15 protein-coding genes and 2 pseudogenes are annotated in these 18,354 nt (G+C 64.9%); 8 read left to right on the top strand and 9 right to left on the bottom strand.

Translation table 11 applies throughout. From position 1 onward, the window contains the following. A partial coding sequence (locus JZZ72_RS11045; RefSeq protein ID WP_210014473.1) for a retention module-containing protein occupies positions 1-2,258 on the bottom strand: 2,258 nt, incomplete at its 3' end. 36 nt (positions 2,259-2,294) lie between these two features. On the opposite strand from JZZ72_RS11045, the gene JZZ72_RS11040 reads away from it, so the two are divergent. The 4 genes from JZZ72_RS11040 (at position 2,295) to JZZ72_RS11025 (ending at position 7,691) form a co-directional block, all read left to right on the top strand. Continuing rightward, positions 2,295-2,543: a hypothetical protein gene (locus tag JZZ72_RS11040; protein ID WP_153046109.1), complete on the top strand. Its 249-nt coding sequence runs from the start codon at positions 2,295-2,297 to the stop codon at positions 2,541-2,543. 225 nt (positions 2,544-2,768) lie between these two features. Beyond that, entirely contained in the window at positions 2,769-4,142 is a 1,374-nt protein-coding gene (locus JZZ72_RS11035; protein WP_043864130.1) for a TolC family outer membrane protein, read from the top strand. 28 nt (positions 4,143-4,170) lie between these two features. Beyond that, entirely contained in the window at positions 4,171-6,324 is a 2,154-nt protein-coding gene (locus JZZ72_RS11030) for a type I secretion system permease/ATPase (protein ID WP_210014462.1), read from the top strand. 11 nt (positions 6,325-6,335) lie between these two features. Further along, positions 6,336-7,691 carry an HlyD family type I secretion periplasmic adaptor subunit gene (locus tag JZZ72_RS11025; protein WP_043864132.1) on the top strand — a complete coding sequence of 452 codons (1,356 nt, stop codon included), beginning with the start codon at positions 6,336-6,338 and terminating at the stop codon, positions 7,689-7,691. A gap of 6 nt (positions 7,692-7,697) precedes the next feature. Here JZZ72_RS11025 and JZZ72_RS11020 read toward each other — a convergent pair whose 3' ends face one another. The 4 genes and pseudogenes from JZZ72_RS11020 to JZZ72_RS11010 form a co-directional block, all read right to left on the bottom strand. Further along, positions 7,698-8,291: a tRNA-uridine aminocarboxypropyltransferase gene (locus tag JZZ72_RS11020; RefSeq protein WP_058541545.1), complete on the bottom strand. Its 594-nt coding sequence runs from the start codon at positions 8,289-8,291 to the stop codon at positions 7,698-7,700. 75 nt (positions 8,292-8,366) lie between these two features. Beyond that, positions 8,367-8,864, bottom strand: a pseudogene (locus tag JZZ72_RS28245) (methyl-accepting chemotaxis protein); the annotation flags it as partial. Between the two features lie 786 nt (positions 8,865-9,650). After that, a pseudogene (locus JZZ72_RS28240) lies at positions 9,651-9,932 on the bottom strand (PAS domain-containing protein); the annotation flags it as partial. A gap of 136 nt (positions 9,933-10,068) precedes the next feature. Next, positions 10,069-10,962, bottom strand: a complete 894-nt coding sequence (locus tag JZZ72_RS11010) for a LysR family transcriptional regulator (RefSeq protein ID WP_043864135.1) — start codon at positions 10,960-10,962, stop codon at positions 10,069-10,071. Between the two features lie 223 nt (positions 10,963-11,185). Here JZZ72_RS11010 and speB point away from each other — a divergent pair, with 223 nt between their 5' ends. Then, positions 11,186-12,136, top strand: coding sequence for an agmatinase (gene speB, locus JZZ72_RS11005; RefSeq protein ID WP_043864136.1), 951 nt, complete (start codon positions 11,186-11,188; stop codon positions 12,134-12,136). Positions 12,137-12,274: 138 nt separating this feature from the next. Further along, a complete protein-coding gene (locus JZZ72_RS11000) occupies positions 12,275-13,654 on the top strand; it encodes a sodium:solute symporter (RefSeq protein WP_043864137.1) in 1,380 nt (459 codons plus the stop codon). A gap of 496 nt (positions 13,655-14,150) precedes the next feature. Here JZZ72_RS11000 and JZZ72_RS28090 read toward each other — a convergent pair whose 3' ends face one another. Together JZZ72_RS28090 and ptrR are read right to left on the bottom strand one after the other, a co-directional pair. After that, a complete protein-coding gene (locus JZZ72_RS28090) occupies positions 14,151-14,276 on the bottom strand; it encodes a PA1414 family protein (protein WP_286900691.1) in 126 nt (41 codons plus the stop codon). A 111-nt stretch (positions 14,277-14,387) separates the two neighbouring features. Then, positions 14,388-15,287, bottom strand: coding sequence for a putrescine utilization regulator PtrR (gene ptrR / locus JZZ72_RS10995; protein ID WP_088514513.1), 900 nt, complete (start codon positions 15,285-15,287; stop codon positions 14,388-14,390). Between the two features lie 105 nt (positions 15,288-15,392). Here ptrR and JZZ72_RS10990 point away from each other — a divergent pair, with 105 nt between their 5' ends. Next, entirely contained in the window at positions 15,393-16,568 is a 1,176-nt protein-coding gene (locus tag JZZ72_RS10990) for an MFS transporter (protein ID WP_210014461.1), read from the top strand. Here the strand turns inward: JZZ72_RS10990 and JZZ72_RS10985 are convergent. Together JZZ72_RS10985 and JZZ72_RS10980 are read right to left on the bottom strand one after the other, a co-directional pair. Further along, on the bottom strand, positions 16,516-17,400 hold the full coding sequence (locus JZZ72_RS10985) for a DMT family transporter (RefSeq protein ID WP_370409175.1): 885 nt from the start codon (positions 17,398-17,400) through the stop codon (positions 16,516-16,518). The two genes, JZZ72_RS10990 and JZZ72_RS10985, sit on opposite strands and share 53 nt — an antisense overlap. Positions 17,401-17,543: 143 nt before the next feature. Then, the gene (locus tag JZZ72_RS10980; RefSeq protein WP_043864142.1) at positions 17,544-17,939 is read right to left on the bottom strand and encodes a hypothetical protein; all 396 of its coding nucleotides are present in this window, start codon (positions 17,937-17,939) and stop codon (positions 17,544-17,546) included. Positions 17,940-18,067: 128 nt separating this feature from the next. Here JZZ72_RS10980 and JZZ72_RS10975 point away from each other — a divergent pair, with 128 nt between their 5' ends. Beyond that, positions 18,068-18,337, top strand: coding sequence for a hypothetical protein (locus JZZ72_RS10975; protein WP_043864143.1), 270 nt, complete (start codon positions 18,068-18,070; stop codon positions 18,335-18,337). Positions 18,338-18,354: the final 17 nt, after the last annotated feature.

Raw genomic sequence — 18,354 nt, 5'->3', positions numbered from 1 at the left:
GCGCTGCCTTCCAGGCTGTAGGTCAGGGCACCGGAGCCACCGCCCACCCGGCCTTGAAGGTTGCCGACCGAGGTTTCCGTGGCCCTGGTCGGCGCGCTGCCTTCTACCGTGCCAGGCGCCAGGTCCCAGGCGTCCTGCACCAGGTCCAGCCCGCGCTCGTACACCTTGATGTCATCGTCCGGGCAAGCGACGAGCTTGCTGTCGGTGACGTTGATGGTGATGGTCGTGGTGCTTTCGTCACCGTCCGCGTCGCGGATGGTGTAGGTGAACACGTCCTTGGCGCCGGTTGGCGCTACCGAGTTGGGGTCGGCCTTGTAGATCGCCTCGCCATTGGCATTCAGGATCAGCGTGCCGTAGGTACCGGCAATGCTCACGCCCAGCGAGCCAATGGCCGAGGTCGAGGTGTCGGCGCCCGCCCGCACACCCACCACCGCACCGCCCTGGGCTGCACCGTCTGCACCCAGCGTGTCGTTGTCCAATACGTTGCCGGTGACCGTACCGCCCTCCACCACCGTGGTGCTGTCCGACTCTGCCCGTGGCACATCGTCCACGATCTTGATCACGATGGTGCTGGTGACGCTGTTGCCCAGCGCGTCGGTAGCCTTGTAGGTGAAGGTTTCGGAGGTGACCACATTGGCCCCGTCGTTGCCGCCGCCCACCTGCGGCGCGGACGTCAGGGTGTACTTGTAACTGCCGTCGGCGTTGATCTGGATCTGCCCGTAGGCGCCGGTGCTGCTGCCCACCAGCGTGAAGGTCAGCGCGCCGGAGCCACCACCGACCGAGCCGGCCAGCGTTCCGGTCGCGGTCTCGCCCGCCGAGCCCGGGTTGCTGCCCACCACTGTGCCCGGCGCAAGGTCTTGCGGGTCCTGGACCAGGTCCAGGGCCTTTTCATACACCGTGACGCTGTCCGGGCAGGCGACGAGCTTGCTGTCGGTGACGTTGATGGTGATGGTCGTGGTGCTTTCGTCACCGTCCGCATCGCGGATGGTGTAGGTGAACACATCGGTCGCGCCCGCTGGCGGCACGGCGTTGGGGTCGGCCTTGTACACCGCCTCGCCGTTGGCGTTGAGCACCAGCGTGCCGTAGGTACCCGCAATGTTCACGCCCAGCGAGCCGATGGCCGATGTCGAGGTATCGGAGCCGGCCCGCACACCGACCACCGTGTGCTCGACCGGCGGGCGATCGGCGCCCAGGCTGTCATTGTGCAGCACGTTGCCGGTGACGGTACCGCCTTCGACTACCGAGGCGCTGTCGGGCCTGGCCTGCGGCACGTCATCGACAATGTTCACGTCCAGGCTGCCGGTGGCCTTGCTGCCATCGCTGTCGATGGCCACCACGCTGAAGCTCTCACCGATGTTGTTGATGCCCTGGCCAGCGGGATGAGCTTCGTTGTCGAGCAAGGTGTAGCTGTAGCTCACCACGCCTGTGGCGGGGTTGTAGCCGGTGATGGTGAGGGTATTGCCCAGCCCCGTGGTGATCGATTGCGGAAAACCACTGACCACCCCGCCGATCACCACGTTGATGCCCCCGACGGTAAGCGTGTGCAGGCCATCGGGGGCATGCACGGTAAAGCTGCCGCTCTGGGTCAGCGCGCCATTATCGGGGCTTGAGCCATCGGCCAGGTTCTTCTCGTACACGGTCAGTTCACCGCCATTCACCTCCAGCCCGTCCAGTGTCACCGGGTGGTCGATGGGCGGCTCAACCGGCGGGATCACCGGCGGCACGAAACCGCCAGGGCCCTGGTCATCACCCCGCGCGCCAATCCAGGGTTCGGGAATCTCGGGGATGCTGTTGAAACCCGCCGTCGGAAAGCCGATCACCGGGTCCAGGTGCCCTCCCACCTCGGTGAGCTGCACGAACGAATGGCCGCCGCCCAATGCGCTTGGCGAACCGCCGTTGCCGGGGCCCGCCGCCGGAGCTTCGCCCTCCTGGCTGGGGTCGGCGCCCGCCGCAATGGCCTGCTGCAGTTTCTCCACATCGGTCAGTTGTGCCTGGCTGGGCGTCACCGTCTCGGGCGCGTTCACGTGCGAGGCATGGTTGGCCAGCAGGTCGGGAGACAGCTGCAGGCTGCTGTCACGGCCCAGGGTCAGCTCGGCACCGTTTTCCAGGTGCACCGCCACTGCCCCGGCCGCGCCGGTTTCCAGTTGTTCCCCGGCATAAAGGCGGTCGCCTTCCACCAGGGCACGTCGACCGCCATCGGCCGCTACCGCGAATACCTGGCCGACAACCTTGCTGACCACACCGATCAAATTAGCCATGAGCATGCCTCCATTGCCGAAGGTTTTCGCAAACACGTGCCGGGGTATCGCGAAACCTGGCGCGGGCAATGCCCGGCCGACTCGGAGAACAACCTTGCGACCGCACGCACCGATCTCAACGAAATCAATGCATTCGGCCTGCCCATGCTCCGGTTAAGCCACGCTGCGATCTGGCAATCGGCCATGAGCCAAAATTTTGTCGCCATATTTCGCCGCGTTGACCTCTCCTCCGCTCACTCCAAACCCAATGCTGCAAAAAACGAGGAACTTTATCGGACGCCCTGACAGGCCAACATCTGCGCCTGTTTTCGAGCTATCTGAAGAGAACAATGTCTTGCTTTGAGCACAGCGCATAAGTTTTTTTTCGCATATCGGTTATGAGAAATACTTCTTAGGTTGGCCGTTAAATGTTCTTAGCTCTGTTGTTACAAGCCTGAAACGGTTTGACCTCCATTTTTCGTCATTTTTTTGGCGATTGAGAGACCACAAGAAATCAGGGAGATGTCATCCATGCGCGTTTTGACCCCCATCAGCAGCGCGATTCTGTTCGCCATGATCTGTGCCAACGCGCAGGCCATGTCCTTGTCACAAGCCGTGCAGAGCGCCGTGGACTACCACCCGGAGAACAAGGCCGGGATCAATAGCCGGCTGTCCGCCGACGAGGATGTGAAGGTGGCCAGAGGGGGCTACTTTCCCACCGTCGACCTGGTGGCCGGCTACGGACGCGAACGTTCAGACAACACCAACACCCGCGGCTTCAACGCCGACGGCAGCCGCAATCACAACAAGGAAACCCTGAACTACACCCAGTCCGAACTGCGCCTGCGCCAGATGCTGTTCGACGGCTTCAATACCGCCAATGAAGTGGGCCGCACCGAGGCCGTGGTCAATTCACGCGCCTACTACGTGCAGGCCACCTCCGAGACCATCGCCCTGCGCGCCATCGAGGTGTACCTGGAAGTGCTCAAGCGCCGCGAGCTGGTGACCCTGGCCAAGAACAACCTGCAGGCACACCTGCGCGTCAACGACCAGATCGGCCTGCGCAGCGAGCGCGGCGTGGGCAGCAATGCCGACCTCGACCAGTCCACCGCACGCCGGGCGCTGGCCGACAATAACCTGTACACCGCCCAGGTCGACCTGGCCGATGCCGAAGCCAACTTCATCAGCGTGGTCGGGCGTGCCCCCGACGAGCTGGAAACCCCGGTGTCGATCAAGGGCGAGATGCCCGGCGACCTGACCCAGGCGCGCCAGGCCATGTTGCAGAACAACCCCTACCTCAAGTCGGCCCAGGCCGACATCCAGGCCGCCGAGCAACAGTACGAAGTGGCCAAGTCGCCGTTCTACCCGCGCCTGGATGCAGAGCTCGCCACCGGCGCCAACAACAACATCGCCGGTGAACCCGGGCATGCCAACAGCGATTGGCGAGCCGGCGTGGTGATGAGCTACAACCTGTTCAAGGGCGGCAGCGACAAGGCCCGCCTGCAGTCGGATGCGCACAAGATCAACCAGGCTATGGACATCCGCAACAACGCCTTGCGCACCCTCAACGAAAACCTCGCGCTGTCGTGGAACGCCATGACCAACGCGCGCCTGCAAACCCCGACTGCACGCGAATACGCCGACACCACCACCCGTGTGCGCGCCGCCTACCAGGATCAGTTCGGCCTGGGCCAACGCACCCTGCTCGACCTGCTCGACAGCGAGAACGAGCTGTACAACGCCAACCGTCGCTACACCGAAGTGCGCTACACCGAGGAGTTCTCGATGTACCGGGTGCTGGCCAACATGGGCGAGTTGCTGAGCAAACAGAAGATCTCGCTGCCACCGGAGGCCATTGCACGCAGCGAAGTCAGAAGCGACGCCACGCTGCCAGACCTGCGTTGAACACGTTCGACCGCCCGAGGAGCCGCCCATGACCAGCATGCAGCCGGCCGGCACCGCCGACCCGCGCCAGAGCTTCGATGACCCGTTGCTCGACGGGCTGCTGATACTGTGCAAGCTGCACGGCGCTGCGGTCAGTCGCAGCAGCCTGTGTGCCGGCCTGCCGCTGGCCGAACAACGCATGAGCCTCGACCTGCTGCCGCGCGCAGCGGCCCGGGCCGGCCTGCAGGCACGGGTACTGCGCCGCGAGCTGGGCGCGATCTCGGCGCTCAACCTGCCGGTGCTGCTGTTGCTTGCCGATGGCCGCAGCGCCGTGCTGCGGCGCTGGGGCGAGAACGACCAAGCCCTGATACTGCCCAGTGAAGCCGAAGGCGGCGAGCAGTGGGTCAGCCGCCAGGAGCTGGCCGACGTCTACAGCGGCCAGGCCCTGTTCGCACGCCCGCGCCACGAGGTCGAAGACCTGCGCACACCGCTGCTGCCCAGGGTCAACGCCTGGTTCCGTGACACCCTCAAGCAGTCGCGCTGGCTCTACAGCGACGCCTTGCTGGCCAGCCTGCTGATCAACCTGCTGGGCCTGATGGTGCCGCTGTTCGTGATGCAGACCTACGACCGGGTGGTGCCCAACCAGGCCACCTCCACCCTGTGGGTGCTGGTCATCGGCCTGATGCTCGGCACCCTGTTCGAGCTGGTGCTGCGCGTGGTGCGTGCGCACCTGCTGGACCAGGCCGGCAAGAAGACCGACCTGATCCTGTCGGCCACCCTGTTCGAGCGCATCACCGGCATGTCGATGAAGGCCCGCCCGGCCACCATCGGCGGCTTCGCCCAGAGCATCCACGACTTCCAGGGCCTGCGCGAATTCCTCACGGCGGTGACCCTGACCAGCGTCATCGACCTGCCCTTCGTGGTGCTGATGCTGCTGGTGATCGGCCTGCTGGGCGGCTGGCTGGTGGTGATTCCGCTGGTGGCCTTTCCGATCACCATCGCCTTTGCGCTGTTCATCCAGGCACGCTTGCGCGATACCGTGGAAAAAAGCCTGAGCCTGGGCGCGCTGCGCCAGGCGCTGCTGATCGAGACCCTGGGCGGCCTGGAAACCCTCAAGGCCTGCGGGGCCGAAAGCGAGCGCCAGCACCAGTGGGAAAGCACCCACGGCGCCCTCACCCGCCTCGACGTACAGGCGCGCAACCTTTCGGCACTGGCCACCAACGGCACCCTGTTCATCCAGCAGCTGTGCGGCATGGCCACCATCGTCGCCGGGGTGTACAGCATCATTGCCGGCAACCTCAGCGTGGGTGCCCTGGTGGCCAGCTACATGCTCGGCAGCCGCGTGCTCGCACCATTGGGCCAGATCGCCGGGCTGATCACCCGCTACCAGCAGGCCCAGCTGACCATGCACAGCACCGACGCGCTGATGGCCCTGCCCCAGGAACGCCCTGCTGGCCAGCAGACCCTGGAGCGCACCCAGTTGCACGGCGCGCTGCAGGTCAGCCAGGTGACCTTCCGCTACAACGGGCAGAACGCCGCAGCGCTGGACAACGTGAGGTTCACGGTCAAGCCGGGCGAACGCATCGGCATCATCGGTCGCAGCGGCTCGGGCAAGAGCACCCTGGCACGCCTGCTGATGGGCTTCTACGAACCCGAAGAGGGGCAGATCCTGCTCGACAACCTCGACCTGCGCCAGCTCGACATCGCCGACCTGCGCCAGCAGCTCGGCTACGTGGCCCATGACCTGCCGCTGCTGGCCGGCAGCCTGCGCGACAACCTGACCCTGGGCGCACGCTACGTCAGCGATGCGCGCATGCTCGAAGTGGCCGAGATGACCGGCGTGAGCGAACTGGCCCGCCAGCACCCGCAAGGCTTCGAACGGCCGGTGGGCGAGCGCGGCATGCTGCTCTCCGGCGGCCAGCGCCAGACCGTGCTGCTGGCCCGCGCGATGCTGCTGGAACCGCCGATCCTGATCCTCGACGAGCCCACCAGCCATATGGACAACAGCAGCGAAGACCAGCTGCGCCAGCGCCTGCACGGCTGGGTGCAGGGCAAGACCCTGCTGCTGGTCACCCACCGCACCTCGATGCTCAGCCTGGTCGACCGCCTGGTGGTGCTGGACAACGGCAAGGTGGTGGCCGACGGGCCCAAGGACGCGGTCATCGACGCACTGCGCAAGGGCCGTGTCGGCTCTGCACTCTGAGGGGTATCAGCATGTCTGCATTGTCCGGCCTGGGCGATTACATCCGCAGCTTCGGCAAGACTGCCGAACGCGAGTACATGCCAGACCTGGCCGGCGCGACGCTGCAGGACTCGCCCCGCCTGTCGCGCATCACCGTGTGGCTGGCGGCAGGCTTGCTGCTGGTGGCACTGGTGTGGGCCAAATTCGCGGTGCTCGATGAAGTCACCATGGGCGAAGGCAAGGCCATCCCGTCGAGCAAGGTGCAGGTGATCCAGAACCTGGAGGGCGGCATCGTCACCGAGATCTTCGTGCGCGAGGGGCAGATGGTGAACAAGGGCGACACCCTGCTGCGCCTGGACGACACGCGCTTTCTGTCGAACAAGGGCGAAAGCGAAGCCGACCGCTATGCCCTGACCGCACAGGTCGAGCGCCTGTCCGCCGAGGCCGAGGGCCGCCCCTTCCAGCTCTCGGAGGTGGTACGCAGCAAGGCCCCGCAGGTGGCCGAGGACGAACTGTCGCTGTACCAGTCGCGCCAGCGCCGCCTCACCAGCGAGAAACAGACGCTCAACGAGCAACTGCGGCAGAAAACCCAGGAACTGGCCGAGTTTCGCTCCAAACTGGAGCAGTACCGCTCGGGCCTGGCATTGCTGCAGCAAGAGCTGAACATGTCCACGCCGCTGGTGGGCACCGGCGCGATTTCGCCGGTGGAGATCCTGCGCCTCAAGCGCAGCGCGGTGGAGGCTCGCGGCTCGCTGAACGCCACCAGCCTGGCGATTCCGCGGGCCGAAGCGGCGGCGGCGGAGATCCGCAGCAAGATCGAGGAATCCGAGGCAGGCTTTCGCTCGGAGGCGGCCAAGGAACTCAACGACAAGCGCACCGAGCTTTCGAAGATCACCGCCACCAGCATCGCCATCGACGACCGTGTCACCCGCACCACCGTGGTGTCGCCGGTGCACGGCATCATCAAGCTGCTCAAGGTCAACACCATTGGCGGTGTGGTGCAGCCGGGCAGCGACCTGCTGGAGATCGTGCCGCTGGAAGACAACCTGCTGATCGAGGCCAAGGTGCGCCCACAGGATGTGGCCTTTCTGCACCCCGGGCAGACCGCGATGGTCAAGTTCAGTGCGTACGACTACACGATCTATGGTGGCCTGAAGGCCAAGCTGGAACTGATCGGCGCCGACACGGTGACGGACGACAAGGGCAACGCGTTCTACCTGATCCAGGTGCGCACCGACAAGAACCACCTGGGGGGGGACAACAAACCGTTGCTGATCATCCCGGGCATGACCGCCACGGTGGACATCATCACCGGCCACAAGAGCGTGCTGGATTACCTGCTCAAGCCGGTGCTCAAGGCACGCACCGAGGCGTTGCGCGAGCGCTAGCGCCCATCAACGCAGGTGGTTGCGCTCGTAGGTCTGTTGCCCCATCGCCGCAATCTGCCCCTCGATCAGGGCATCGAACGGCCGCAGCAGCGCATCGAACAGCGCCGGCGCCTCCAGCACGTTCAACGCCTGCGTCACTGCCTCGATGGTCGACAAGGCGCCCTCCCCGGGTGCCTTGCGCAACCGGTAGCGCGACGGCTGCAACGCCCCCAGCGTGACCCGTGGCAACGTTGCCAGCAAAGGGTTCACATGCAGCAACTTGCGCGCCTTGCGCCAGGTGCCGTCGGGCACCACCAGCAACCACGGTCGCTCATCGCCAGCATAAGCCTGCAGCGCCTGCGCGCCCTCACCCGGGAACAACAGGCCGGTGCGATACCCCGGCTGCGTCAGCCACTGCTCGAGATCCTCGAACACCTCGCCCACCCGCAACTCGGCATTGCGCAGGCCAAGCGCCGCCAGCCTGGCGGTGTTCAAGGCATGGTTCACTTCGCTGGGATGCTGCAGCAGCAGTACACGGGTGCGGCTGTCCAGGCGGGGGATCAACGCGCAAAGGCAATGGGTTTGTGGGCGCAGGCAGCGCTCGCAGTGAATTCTGGACATCGGGTTCTCCTGGGGCGCGAAGTGTGCCACAGCAGGCCCGCGAAATACCTCACCGCCCTGGGTCAACGCGCGGATTCAGCGATTGAAGCGTTCGGCCAGGCTGTACAGGTAGTCGGCCATGCGCTGCAGGTCCTGGCTGATCTCGGCGCCCTGCTTGGCCTGCCCGGCGCTGTGGTCGCACAGCTGGGCGATGCGCGTGATCTGCTGGTTGATGTCTTCGGCCACATGGCTCTGCTGTTCCGACGCCGTGGCCATCTGCTGGCTCATGCCGGTGATGCGGCTGACCGCCTGGCTGATGCCCACCAGCGCGGTCTGCACGGCCTCGACACTGTGCACGCTGTCACGCGAGATCTGCTCGCCGCGGCTGGCACTGCTCACCGCCCGCTCGGCCCCGGCACGCAGGCTGGCGATGATCTGGTGGATTTCCTCGGTCGAGACCCGCGTGCGCTGCGCCAGCGACCGCACCTCGTCGGCCACCACGGCAAAACCGCGGCCCTGCTCGCCGGCCCGCGCCGCCTCGATGGCGGCATTGAGCGCCAGCAGGTTGGTCTGCTCGGCGATCGAGGTGATCACATCCACCACGCTGCCGATGGACTGGGTTTGCCCGGCCAGTTCGTTCACCGCCTGGCCGATCTCGGTCACCGCATCGGCCATGCTGCCCATTGCCTGCAGGCTTCGTTGTGCCAGGTCGCTGCCCTGGCGGGCCAACTGGTCGGCATCGGACGCCGCCGTGGCGGTGTCCTGCACGTTGTGGGTGACCTGCTGGATGGTCGCCGCCATCTGCGCAATGGCGGCCGCCGACTGGTCGGTCTCGCAGCGCTGGCGGTCGAGCATCTGCGCCTGGGCCCCGGACAGGTCGCTCGATTGCGTGGCCCGTGCCTTGACCCCGACGCCGGCGTCCACCAGCCGCGTGAGCGCGGTCTGCAGGCGCGCTTCCTCACTGATGATCGCCAGGTCCAACTGCCCCTGCAGGCCCCGGTTGTCACTGTAGGTCAGCGCTACCAGCGGGCTGGTGAAGGCCCTGGGGTGCTCGGCCAGGGTACGCCGGATCATCCGGTCGTGATGGGCCTCGATCAGGTACCAGGCACTGAGCAGGCTGGCCATCAACACGCCCAGCGCCGCGTACTGGGGCAGCCACAGGTAGCCGGCGGCCGACAGCAGCGCCGCCCCTACCAGCGGCCAGCCCAGCTCCAGTTGCACCGCTGCACGCGCGGCCCAGGACATGGCGCCCCGGCCCTGGCGCAAGCGTGCATACAACGCCGTGGCTCGACGGATCTGGTCCGGGGTGGGCACCGAGCGCACCGACTCGTAGCCACTGATACGGCCATCCTCGTAGATGGCCGTCACGTAGGCACTGACCCAGTAGAAATCGCCGTTCTTCGCGCGGTTCTTGACCACCCCCATCCAGGGCTTGCCTTGCTTGAGGGTGTCCCACATGTGCCCGAACACCGCGGGCGGCATGTCCGGGTGGCGTACAAGGTTATGGGGCTGGCCCACCAGTTCGTCGTAGGTAAAACCGCTGATGCTGACGAAGGCGTCGTTGCAGTAGGTGATGCGGCTGTTGAGGTCGGTGGTGGATATCAGGCGCTGATCGCTCGGGAAGGTTCTTTCATGCTCAGTGACGGGCAGATTCGTACGCATCTCGGCGATCCCTGCTTGGAAGATGTTGGGAATTTTCAACAAGCAAGAACAGGTTTAGCAGAGCATTTACGGGCTTGTAGGGCTTGTCTGAAGGATTTTTCTTCTATTTGCGCAAAAGATTTTCATGCGCATCCGATCAGGCTGGCGTGAGCTGCGCCTTGAGGCGGTCGCGAAAGGTCTGGATCAAGGGTTCGCGGCTGCGGCCCCGGCGAATGATCAGCGAGAACGGCGCCTGATAGCCGAAGGTCGCCGGCGACAGCACCCGCAGGTCGCCCTTGTCCACCCAGGCCTGGGCATAGTGTTCAGGCAGGTAGCCGATGTAAGCCCCCGACAGTACCAGGATCAGCTGTGCCTCCATGCTCTCGACCGTGGCGGCGCTGTGCTTGAAGCCGTGGCGGGCCAGTTCGGCCTGGCTCCAGTAGCCTCGACCGACCATGCGCTGCTGGGTGATCACCTGTTCGGGAATGCGCCGCTCGGTGAACAGCGAATGCCGGTTGCTGCAGTACAGCCAATGCTGCTCGCGGTACAACGGCTGATACACCAGCCCGCTCATGCGCGTGGAGAAAGCGCCGATGGCCAGGTCCAGGCGGTTGTCCTGCACCCCCAGTTGCAGTTCGTAGGGGCTGGACACCGACAGGTGCAGGTGCACGGCCGGGTGTTCGAGGCTATAGGCACCGATGGCGTCGGCCAGCGGCAGTGCGCGATCGCCGACCGTGGAGTCGATCACCCCCAGGTTCAGGGTGCCGCGCAGCTCGCCCTTGAGCGCCGCCGCGTACTGCTCGAAACCGTCCATTTCGGCCAGCAGGCGCAGGGTCTCCTGATGGAACAGTTCGCCCTTGCTGGTGAGGCTGAAGCCGCCGCGCCCACGGTGGCACAGCACGATACCCAGCGCCGACTCCAGCTGGCTCATGTAGGTACTGATGGCGGACGTGGACAGGTTCAGCTCGCGCTGGGCATTGGCGAAGCCCTGGTGGCGTACCACGCTGACGAAGATGCGCAGCAATTTCAGATCAGGCAGCGCCGAGGCCATGGCAAGGGCTCCAACAGGGCAACGAATACGCGCCAGTCTACCCGCTGATCGCCATTAGTTCATGAAAACCTGAAGTAAGTATTTGCCTGTAGCGATTCTCTTGGCGCACTACCTTTTGCAGACTCTGCGCCAATGCACCTGTCCTCGCGCATTGCTGCACCTGTTCGCAGGGTGGCCGGACAGGTTCCAACAACTAGAACAATCCAAACCGTGAGGCCCGACCGTGGACAAGATTCTTCACCAACCACTGGGCGGCAACGAAATGCCGCGTTTCGGCGGCATCGCCACCATGCTGCGTCTTCCCCACCTGCCCAGCGCCGCCGGCCTGGACGCTGCCTTCATCGGCATCCCGCTGGACATCGGCACCTCGCTGCGCTCCGGCACCCGCTTCGGCCCGCGCCAGATCCGCGCCGAATCCGTGATGATCCGCCCGTACAACATGGCCACCGGCGCCGCCCCGTTCGACTCGCTGTCGGTCGCCGACATCGGCGACGTGGCAATCAACACCTTCAACCTGCTCGACGCGGTGCGCATCATCGAAGAGGCCTACGACGAGATCCTCGAGCACGACGTGATCCCCATGACCCTGGGCGGCGACCACACCATCACCCTGCCGATCCTGCGCGCGATCCACAAGAAGCACGGAAAGGTCGGGCTGGTGCACATCGATGCCCATGCCGACGTCAACGATCACATGTTCGGCGAGAAGATCGCCCACGGCACCACCTTCCGTCGCGCCGTCGAAGAAGGCCTGCTGGACTGCGACCGCGTGGTGCAGATCGGCCTGCGCGCCCAGGGCTACACCGCCGAAGACTTCAACTGGAGCCGCAAGCAGGGCTTTCGCGTGGTGCAGGCCGAGGAGTGCTGGCACAAGTCGCTGGAGCCACTGATGGCCGAAGTGCGTGAAAAGGTCGGTGGTGGTCCGGTTTACCTGAGCTTCGACATCGACGGCATCGATCCGGCCTGGGCACCAGGCACCGGCACCCCGGAAATCGGTGGCCTGACCACCATCCAGGCGATGGAGATCATCCGTGGCTGCCAGGGGCTGGACCTGATCGGTTGCGATCTGGTGGAGGTCTCGCCGCCCTACGACACCACCGGCAACACCTCGTTGCTCGGCGCCAACCTGTTGTACGAAATGCTGTGTGTTCTGCCTGGCGTAGCGCATCGCTAACGGCCATCGGCCTGGAGTTTCACCCCCGGATGGAGCCTTTCGGCGGGCCGTACACGCGGCCCGCTTGCGGATGAATGACGCCTGGCGCACGCCACCGGCGATCGATCTCACCATAATAAAGATAATCGGAGACACCCCATGGCCTTGGACATATTCGTTGTACTGATATACGCCGCCGGCATGCTGGTACTGGGCTGGTTCGGCATGCGCCGCGCGAAGACCCACGAAGACTACCTGGTGGCCGGGCGCAACCTGGGCCCAAGCCTGTACATGGGCACCATGGCCGCCACCGTGCTGGGCGGCGCCTCTACCGTCGGCACCGTGAAGCTGGGTTATGTGCACGGCATTTCCGGCTTCTGGCTGTGCGCCGCGCTGGGCCTGGGCATCATTGCCCTGAACCTGTTCCTGGCCAAGCCGCTGCTGCGCCTGCGCATCTTCACCGTGACCCAGGTGCTGGAAAAGCGCTACAACCCCATGGCCCGCCAGGCCAGCGCCGTGATCATGCTGGCCTACGCCCTGATGATCGCCGTGACCTCTACCCTGGCCATCGGCACCGTGCTGCAGGTGCTGTTCGACCTGCCGTTCTGGGGCGCCATCCTGCTCGGTGGTGGCGTGGTGGTGGTCTACTCGACCATTGGCGGCATGTGGTCGCTGACCCTGACCGACATTGTGCAGTTCGTGATCAAGACCGTGGGCCTGATGTTCATCCTGCTGCCGATCTGCCTGTACCGGGTGGGCGGCTGGGACGAACTGGTGGCCAAGCTGCCGGCTGCCAGCTTCAACCTGACCACCATTGGTTGGGACACCATCATCACCTACTTCCTGATCTACTTCTTCGGCATCCTGATCGGCCAGGACATCTGGCAGCGCGTGTTCACTGCCCGTGACGAAAAAGTCGCCCAGCGGGCTGGTACCACGGCCGGTGTGTACTGCGTGATCTACGGCCTGGTGTGTGCCCTGATCGGCATGTGTGCGCATGTGCTGCTGCCTGACCTGGGCAATGCCAACAATGCGTTTGCGGCAATCGTGAAGTCAGCGTTGCCCGACGGCATCCGTGGGCTGGTGATTGCCGCGGCCCTGGCGGCGATGATGTCCACCGCCAGTGCCGGCTTGCTGGCTGCCTCCACGGTGCTGACCGAAGACCTGCTGCCCAAGCTGCGTGGCGGCAAGCAGTCGAGCCTTGGCATCAACCGGTTGTTTACCTTGCTTACGGGTATTGCGGTGCTGGGGATAGCGCTGGTGGTAGTGGATGTGATCAGTGCATTGACCCTGGCGTACAACCTGCTGGTGGGCGGCATGCTGGTGCCGTTGATCGGGGCAATCTACTGGAAGCGTGCAACCACGGCCGGGGCAATCACCAGCATGGGGCTGGGGTTCGTGACGGCGCTGGTGTTCATGTTCAAGGATGGGATGGATGCCAATACGCCGATCTACTACAGCCTGGCGATCGGGTTGGTGAGTTTTGTGGTGGTGAGTTTGATGTCGCGTCGGCCGGTAGGCGCGGTGAATCTGGCATAGGACGCCCCGCCCGGGTAGCGGGGCGGAGGGTCATGGACGACCTGTAGGAGCGGGCCTTGCCCCGCGAAGGCAGCAACGCGCCTGGGTCAGCAATAGGCTCTGTAACATCGGCAAGCGCAGGCTTATCCAGCATGGATGCAGCCAGCAAGGGCCCCTTCCGCTCTTACAGCGGCTTACTTTTTTCTTGGAAAAAGTAAGCAAAACCGCTCCCGTCCATCATCCGGCCCTACGCTTCGCTACGGGTCCCCTCATTCCACCAACGCTCCGTGGGGCCACGCCGAACGGGCATCCCTGCCCGTCGGCGCTTTACGGGCCATCCATGGCCCTCCACCCCACTACGCGCAGGTTCCATTCGGCCTCCTGGGGGACGGGAAGATCAAGATCAAGAACTAAAGCCAAAGCCAAAGCCTTTCAGGGATTTTGTGGGAATGGGGACGGCTGAAAAATCGCAAAAGAATACCGACGCATTGCGCAATGCGTCGGTTTCAGCAGCACGCTAGCGCCGAGGTTGGCGTTTGCGTTGCTCCTCATCGGTAGGGATCGGTACAGGCTGCATGGGTGGCGGGACAAGCCCCAGTGCCACAGCCAGGTCGTGGAGCCAGTTGAACAGATCGTTTCTCATAACTCCCCCTCACGGGTCATCTGCGCGCGAAGTACGGCGGCGGCGCTACAAACTCATCATAGCCCCATGTGCAGCATCACGCCCGGGTAAAAACTTCTCTATTGATTTCAGTCAGGCACGCAGGGCCACCTCGGCATCATCGCTCACCTGCCCCTTCACCGCTTCCTGCACCGCTATCCAGGCACTCAGGTTGGCCCCGCACATGCCCTTGCGCCACATCAGCCAGGTGGTGGTCTGGTCGAACGGCGACTGCAACGGGTGCACCGTGACCCGTTCACGGCCCGGCAGGCTTTCAAGCATCGAGGTCGCCATCAACGCCACACCCGCCCCGGCGATCACGCAGGCAAGCATGCTGGGATACGATTCGATTTCCATCACCCGCCCCATCGCCGCACGATCATGGGCGTACCAGGCCTCCAGCCGCATGCGGTACGAGCATCCCTGGCGAAACGTGAACACCGCACGCCCAGCCACGTCCCGGGCACTGTGCACCGGCGGGTGGTCGGCCTCGGTGAGCAGCACCAGGGTCTCCTCGCACAAGGGCACCCCATCGAGCCCGGCCAGGGCCAGCGGCCCATCCACCAGCGCCGCGTCGAGACGCCCGCTGAGCAGCCCTTCGAGCAATTCGCCGCTGGGGGCGGTCTGCACCTGCAGGTTCACCGCCGGGTAAGCTCGGTGATAGCGCGCCAGCAACTCAGGCAGATGAATGGCCGCTGAACTGTACATGCTGCCCAGCACGAAATTCCCCGCCGGCTCGCCCCCCTGAACCGCCGCAAAGGCTTCGTCATGCAACGCCAGCATGCGTGCGCTGTAGTCCAGCAGCACCTTGCCAGCCGGCGACAGCTGCAGGCGCTGGCGCTCGCGCCGAAACAGCTCCACACCCAGTTGCTCTTCCAGCTGGCGCAGGCGCGTGGACAGGTTGGAGGGCACGCGGTGCAGGCGCTCGGCCGCGCGGGTGATCGACCCCTCTTCGGCAACCGCCTGAAAGATGCGCAGTTGACTCAGCTCCACGGCAATTCTCCAAAACTGAACAAGTTTCTCATAATTATTCAATTTTTATGAAAGTCAACCCGCAGTAGCCTGACGGTCAACGCTCATCGCACAGGAACCCGGACCATGTCCTCGACAATGCGCCTGCTGGCCAGCTTCGTTGCCCTGATGATGGCCATGGGCATCGGCCGATTCGCCCTCACCCCGCAACTGCCGCACCTGATCAGCGAAGGCCAGATCAGCCTGACCGCCGCCGGGCTGGTAGCTGCCGCCAATTACCTGGGCTACCTGCTCGGCGCCCTCGACGCGATGTTCGCGCACCGCCCCGCCCAGGTGCGCAGGCGCCTGCTGGCCGGGTTGTGGCTGTGTGTGCTGCTGACCCTGGCCTCGTTCTGGGCCCACGGGTTCTGGCCGCATATGGCGCTGCGCCTGGGCACCGGCATCGCCAGTGCGTGGGTGGTGGTGACGCTCACCGGCATGACTCAGCACCTGGCCGCTCAAAGCCGGCAACCGCGTCTTGGCGCACTGGTGTTCGCCGGCCCTGGCATGGGTATCCTGCTCACGGGGATGCTGGCACTGGGCGCCAATCTGCAGGGGCTGGGTTCGGCACCGCTGTGGCTGATCTACGCCGCCGTGGCGCTGCTGATGCTGCTGGTGATCCAGCCCGCGCTGCCACGCCCGCAACCAGTGCCCGCGCACAAGGCCACCGCGCAGGGTGCGACACCCGGCATCGGGCGGCTGGGGCTGATCTATGCACTGTACGGGGTGGGATACATCATTCCGGCCACTTTCATGTCACAGATGGCCAGCGCACGTTTTCACGGCCAGTGGCTGGCCGACCTGTTCTGGCCGGCCTTCGGCCTGGCTGCCGCCATGGGTGTGGTGCTGGTCAGCCTGCGCCGCCCGCACCACGGCAGCACGGCGCGCTGGCTGATGGCAACGTTGTGGCTGCAGGCCGCTGGGGTACTGGCCTGCCTGCTGGGCAGCGGCGCCGGCCTGGCGCTGGGTGTACTGCTGTGCGGCACGCCGTTTCTGGCCTGCATGCAGTTGGTGATGCAGCGCTCGCGCGAACTGGCCCCCCACGCCACCCACCGCAATGCCGGCCTGCTGACCACCTGCTTCGCCCTCGGCCAACTCAACGGCCCGCTGCTGGCGGCGTTGAGCAATCAGTTCAGCGCCAGCCTGCAACCGGCGCTGGTAGTGGCCGCCAGCGGCCTGATCGTCGCCGGGGCCCTGCTGTTGCGCCCGGCTACTGGCCGAGCAGGCGCCGCAGACGCCTGCGTACCCACTGCTCGGCACTGACCAGGGTAATGCCCAGCAACACGCAGACGGCGCCCAGGATGAAGTTCAGGCTCAACGGCTCGCCCAGCAGCAACACGCCGAACGTCACCCCGAACAACGGGGTGATGAACGAGAACACCGCCAGGTTGGACGCCAGGTAGCGACGCAGCAGCCAGAACCAGGTCAGGTAGCTGAAGAACGACACCACCACCGCCTGGAACAGCACGCTGCTGATCGATGTGGCGGTCAGCGTCACATGGCCGACCTGCCCGGTCAGCACCGCGATCAGCAGCAGGCCGACGAAGCCGACCATCAGTTGGTAGAACAGGGTCAGGGTAGCCGGTGCCTCCGACAGGCGCGAAGCCCGCACCACGACGGTGGTCGCGCCCCAGGCCATGCCGGCCATCACGCCCATCGCATCGCCCAGCAGCATGCGCCCATCGAGGTTGTCCAGCGACAGTCCGCCGGCAAAGGCCACGGCAATGCCGGCGAACGCCAGCAGGATGCCGAGCCACTGCAGCGGGCGCAGGCGCTCGCTGGGCAGCATGAAGTGCAGCCCCAACGCAGTGAACACCGGCGCGGTGTAGAGGAACACCGACATGTGCGCCGCGGACGTCAGTTGCAGCCCTTCGGCTATCAGCAGAAACTCCAGGCCGAACAGCGAACCGGCCAGCAGACCGCCCTTCCAGGTGGTGCCCAGCTGTTCCCAGCCACCCCGCCAGCACATCAGCAACGCGACCATCAGTGCCGAGATGCCCGAGCGCGCGGCGGCCTGCATCACCGGTGCAATGTCCGGCGCGGCCCACTTGATCATGACCTGCTGGATGCCCCAGATCAGGCACAGGCCCAGCATGACCTGCAGAGCGAAGGTGTCGGTATTCTTACGAAGGGCGCTCAAGGGCGACCCCCATTATCGCGGCACGGCATGGCAGGCTCTCGGCAATAGTGGATCCAGCGCCGATTATCAGGGCCTGCTGCCAGCGATTACCAGCCCGATCAGGCGATTTGTGCCTTTGACGCCACTTCGTCGAAGGTCGCCTCATCCAGTGCATCAGCCTGCTCGTTCAACACCTGGCGCGGATGATCATTGCCCGGGATTGCGCTGTCGATAAGGCTGAGCAGGCGCGAGCCTCGTTGGGTAAGGACGAAGTTCTCGCCATTGCCCCCTTCCTCTTCAGGGCGCGTCTCGATAAAGCCGCGCTCGAACAGCAGCTTCTCGTATTCGCAGGCCTTGGTCTTCAGATGATCAAGCTCCGGCACTGCATCGCCTTTGGCAGCCAGGCCGGCAGCATGCTGCTCGGCATACGGGCGCGGGGTAAAGCTGTGGCCGGCGCCGTTCTGCACTTCGTGCAGCAGGCGCTCCATCAGGTCCCAGTCATAGGTAGTGCTCATCGGTCCAACCTCCAGCAAGGGGATGTAAGGGTGTGACAGGCGCGCGCGGCAGCGGTTCGACTGAACTTTCCGGCCGGCACAGCCCTCCACCGAACACCTTCGCCCGTAATGGAACACGAGGTCCGACCATGAAAACGCTGATGAGCATCACCGCTGCCGCTGCCCTTCTATTTGCCGTGCCCACCTGGGCCTGCACGCTGGAAGAGGCCACGCAGAAACGCGAGGAGCTGGCCAAGGAGGTCAGCAAACTGACGGAGCAGAACCCGCAGAAGGCCAAGGAGATCAATGAAGAATTGCAGGGGATGAAGCTGGGAACCGAGAGCAAGGACCTGCCGGACAAATGCCAGCTGATCGACAAGCGCATGCAGGAACTGAAGGCGGCAGAGAAGAAGGTCTGAATCGAGGATGACGCGTT

This window comes from Pseudomonas palmensis, assembly GCF_017848315.1.
GTDB lineage: Bacteria > Pseudomonadota > Gammaproteobacteria > Pseudomonadales > Pseudomonadaceae > Aquipseudomonas > Aquipseudomonas palmensis.
The sequence above is the reverse complement of the archived record's forward strand: the minus strand, read 5'-3'. Positions and strand labels throughout refer to the sequence as shown.

Coding starts and splice junctions, on each gene's coding strand:
- JZZ72_RS11035 (WP_043864130.1), top strand. CDS start 2,769: ATGCGCGTTTTGACCCCCATCAGCAGCGCGATTCTGTTCGCCATGATC.
- JZZ72_RS11030 (WP_210014462.1), top strand. CDS start 4,171: ATGACCAGCATGCAGCCGGCCGGCACCGCCGACCCGCGCCAGAGCTTC.
- JZZ72_RS11025 (WP_043864132.1), top strand. CDS start 6,336: ATGTCTGCATTGTCCGGCCTGGGCGATTACATCCGCAGCTTCGGCAAG.
- JZZ72_RS11020 (WP_058541545.1), bottom strand. CDS start 8,291: ATGTCCAGAATTCACTGCGAGCGCTGCCTGCGCCCACAAACCCATTGC.
- JZZ72_RS11010 (WP_043864135.1), bottom strand. CDS start 10,962: ATGGCCTCGGCGCTGCCTGATCTGAAATTGCTGCGCATCTTCGTCAGC.
- JZZ72_RS11000 (WP_043864137.1), top strand. CDS start 12,275: ATGGCCTTGGACATATTCGTTGTACTGATATACGCCGCCGGCATGCTG.
- JZZ72_RS28090 (WP_286900691.1), bottom strand. CDS start 14,276: ATGAGAAACGATCTGTTCAACTGGCTCCACGACCTGGCTGTGGCACTG.
- JZZ72_RS10990 (WP_210014461.1), top strand. CDS start 15,393: ATGTCCTCGACAATGCGCCTGCTGGCCAGCTTCGTTGCCCTGATGATG.
- JZZ72_RS10985 (WP_370409175.1), bottom strand. CDS start 17,400: ATGCTGGGCCTGTGCCTGATCTGGGGCATCCAGCAGGTCATGATCAAG.
- JZZ72_RS10980 (WP_043864142.1), bottom strand. CDS start 17,939: ATGAGCACTACCTATGACTGGGACCTGATGGAGCGCCTGCTGCACGAA.
- JZZ72_RS10975 (WP_043864143.1), top strand. CDS start 18,068: ATGAAAACGCTGATGAGCATCACCGCTGCCGCTGCCCTTCTATTTGCC.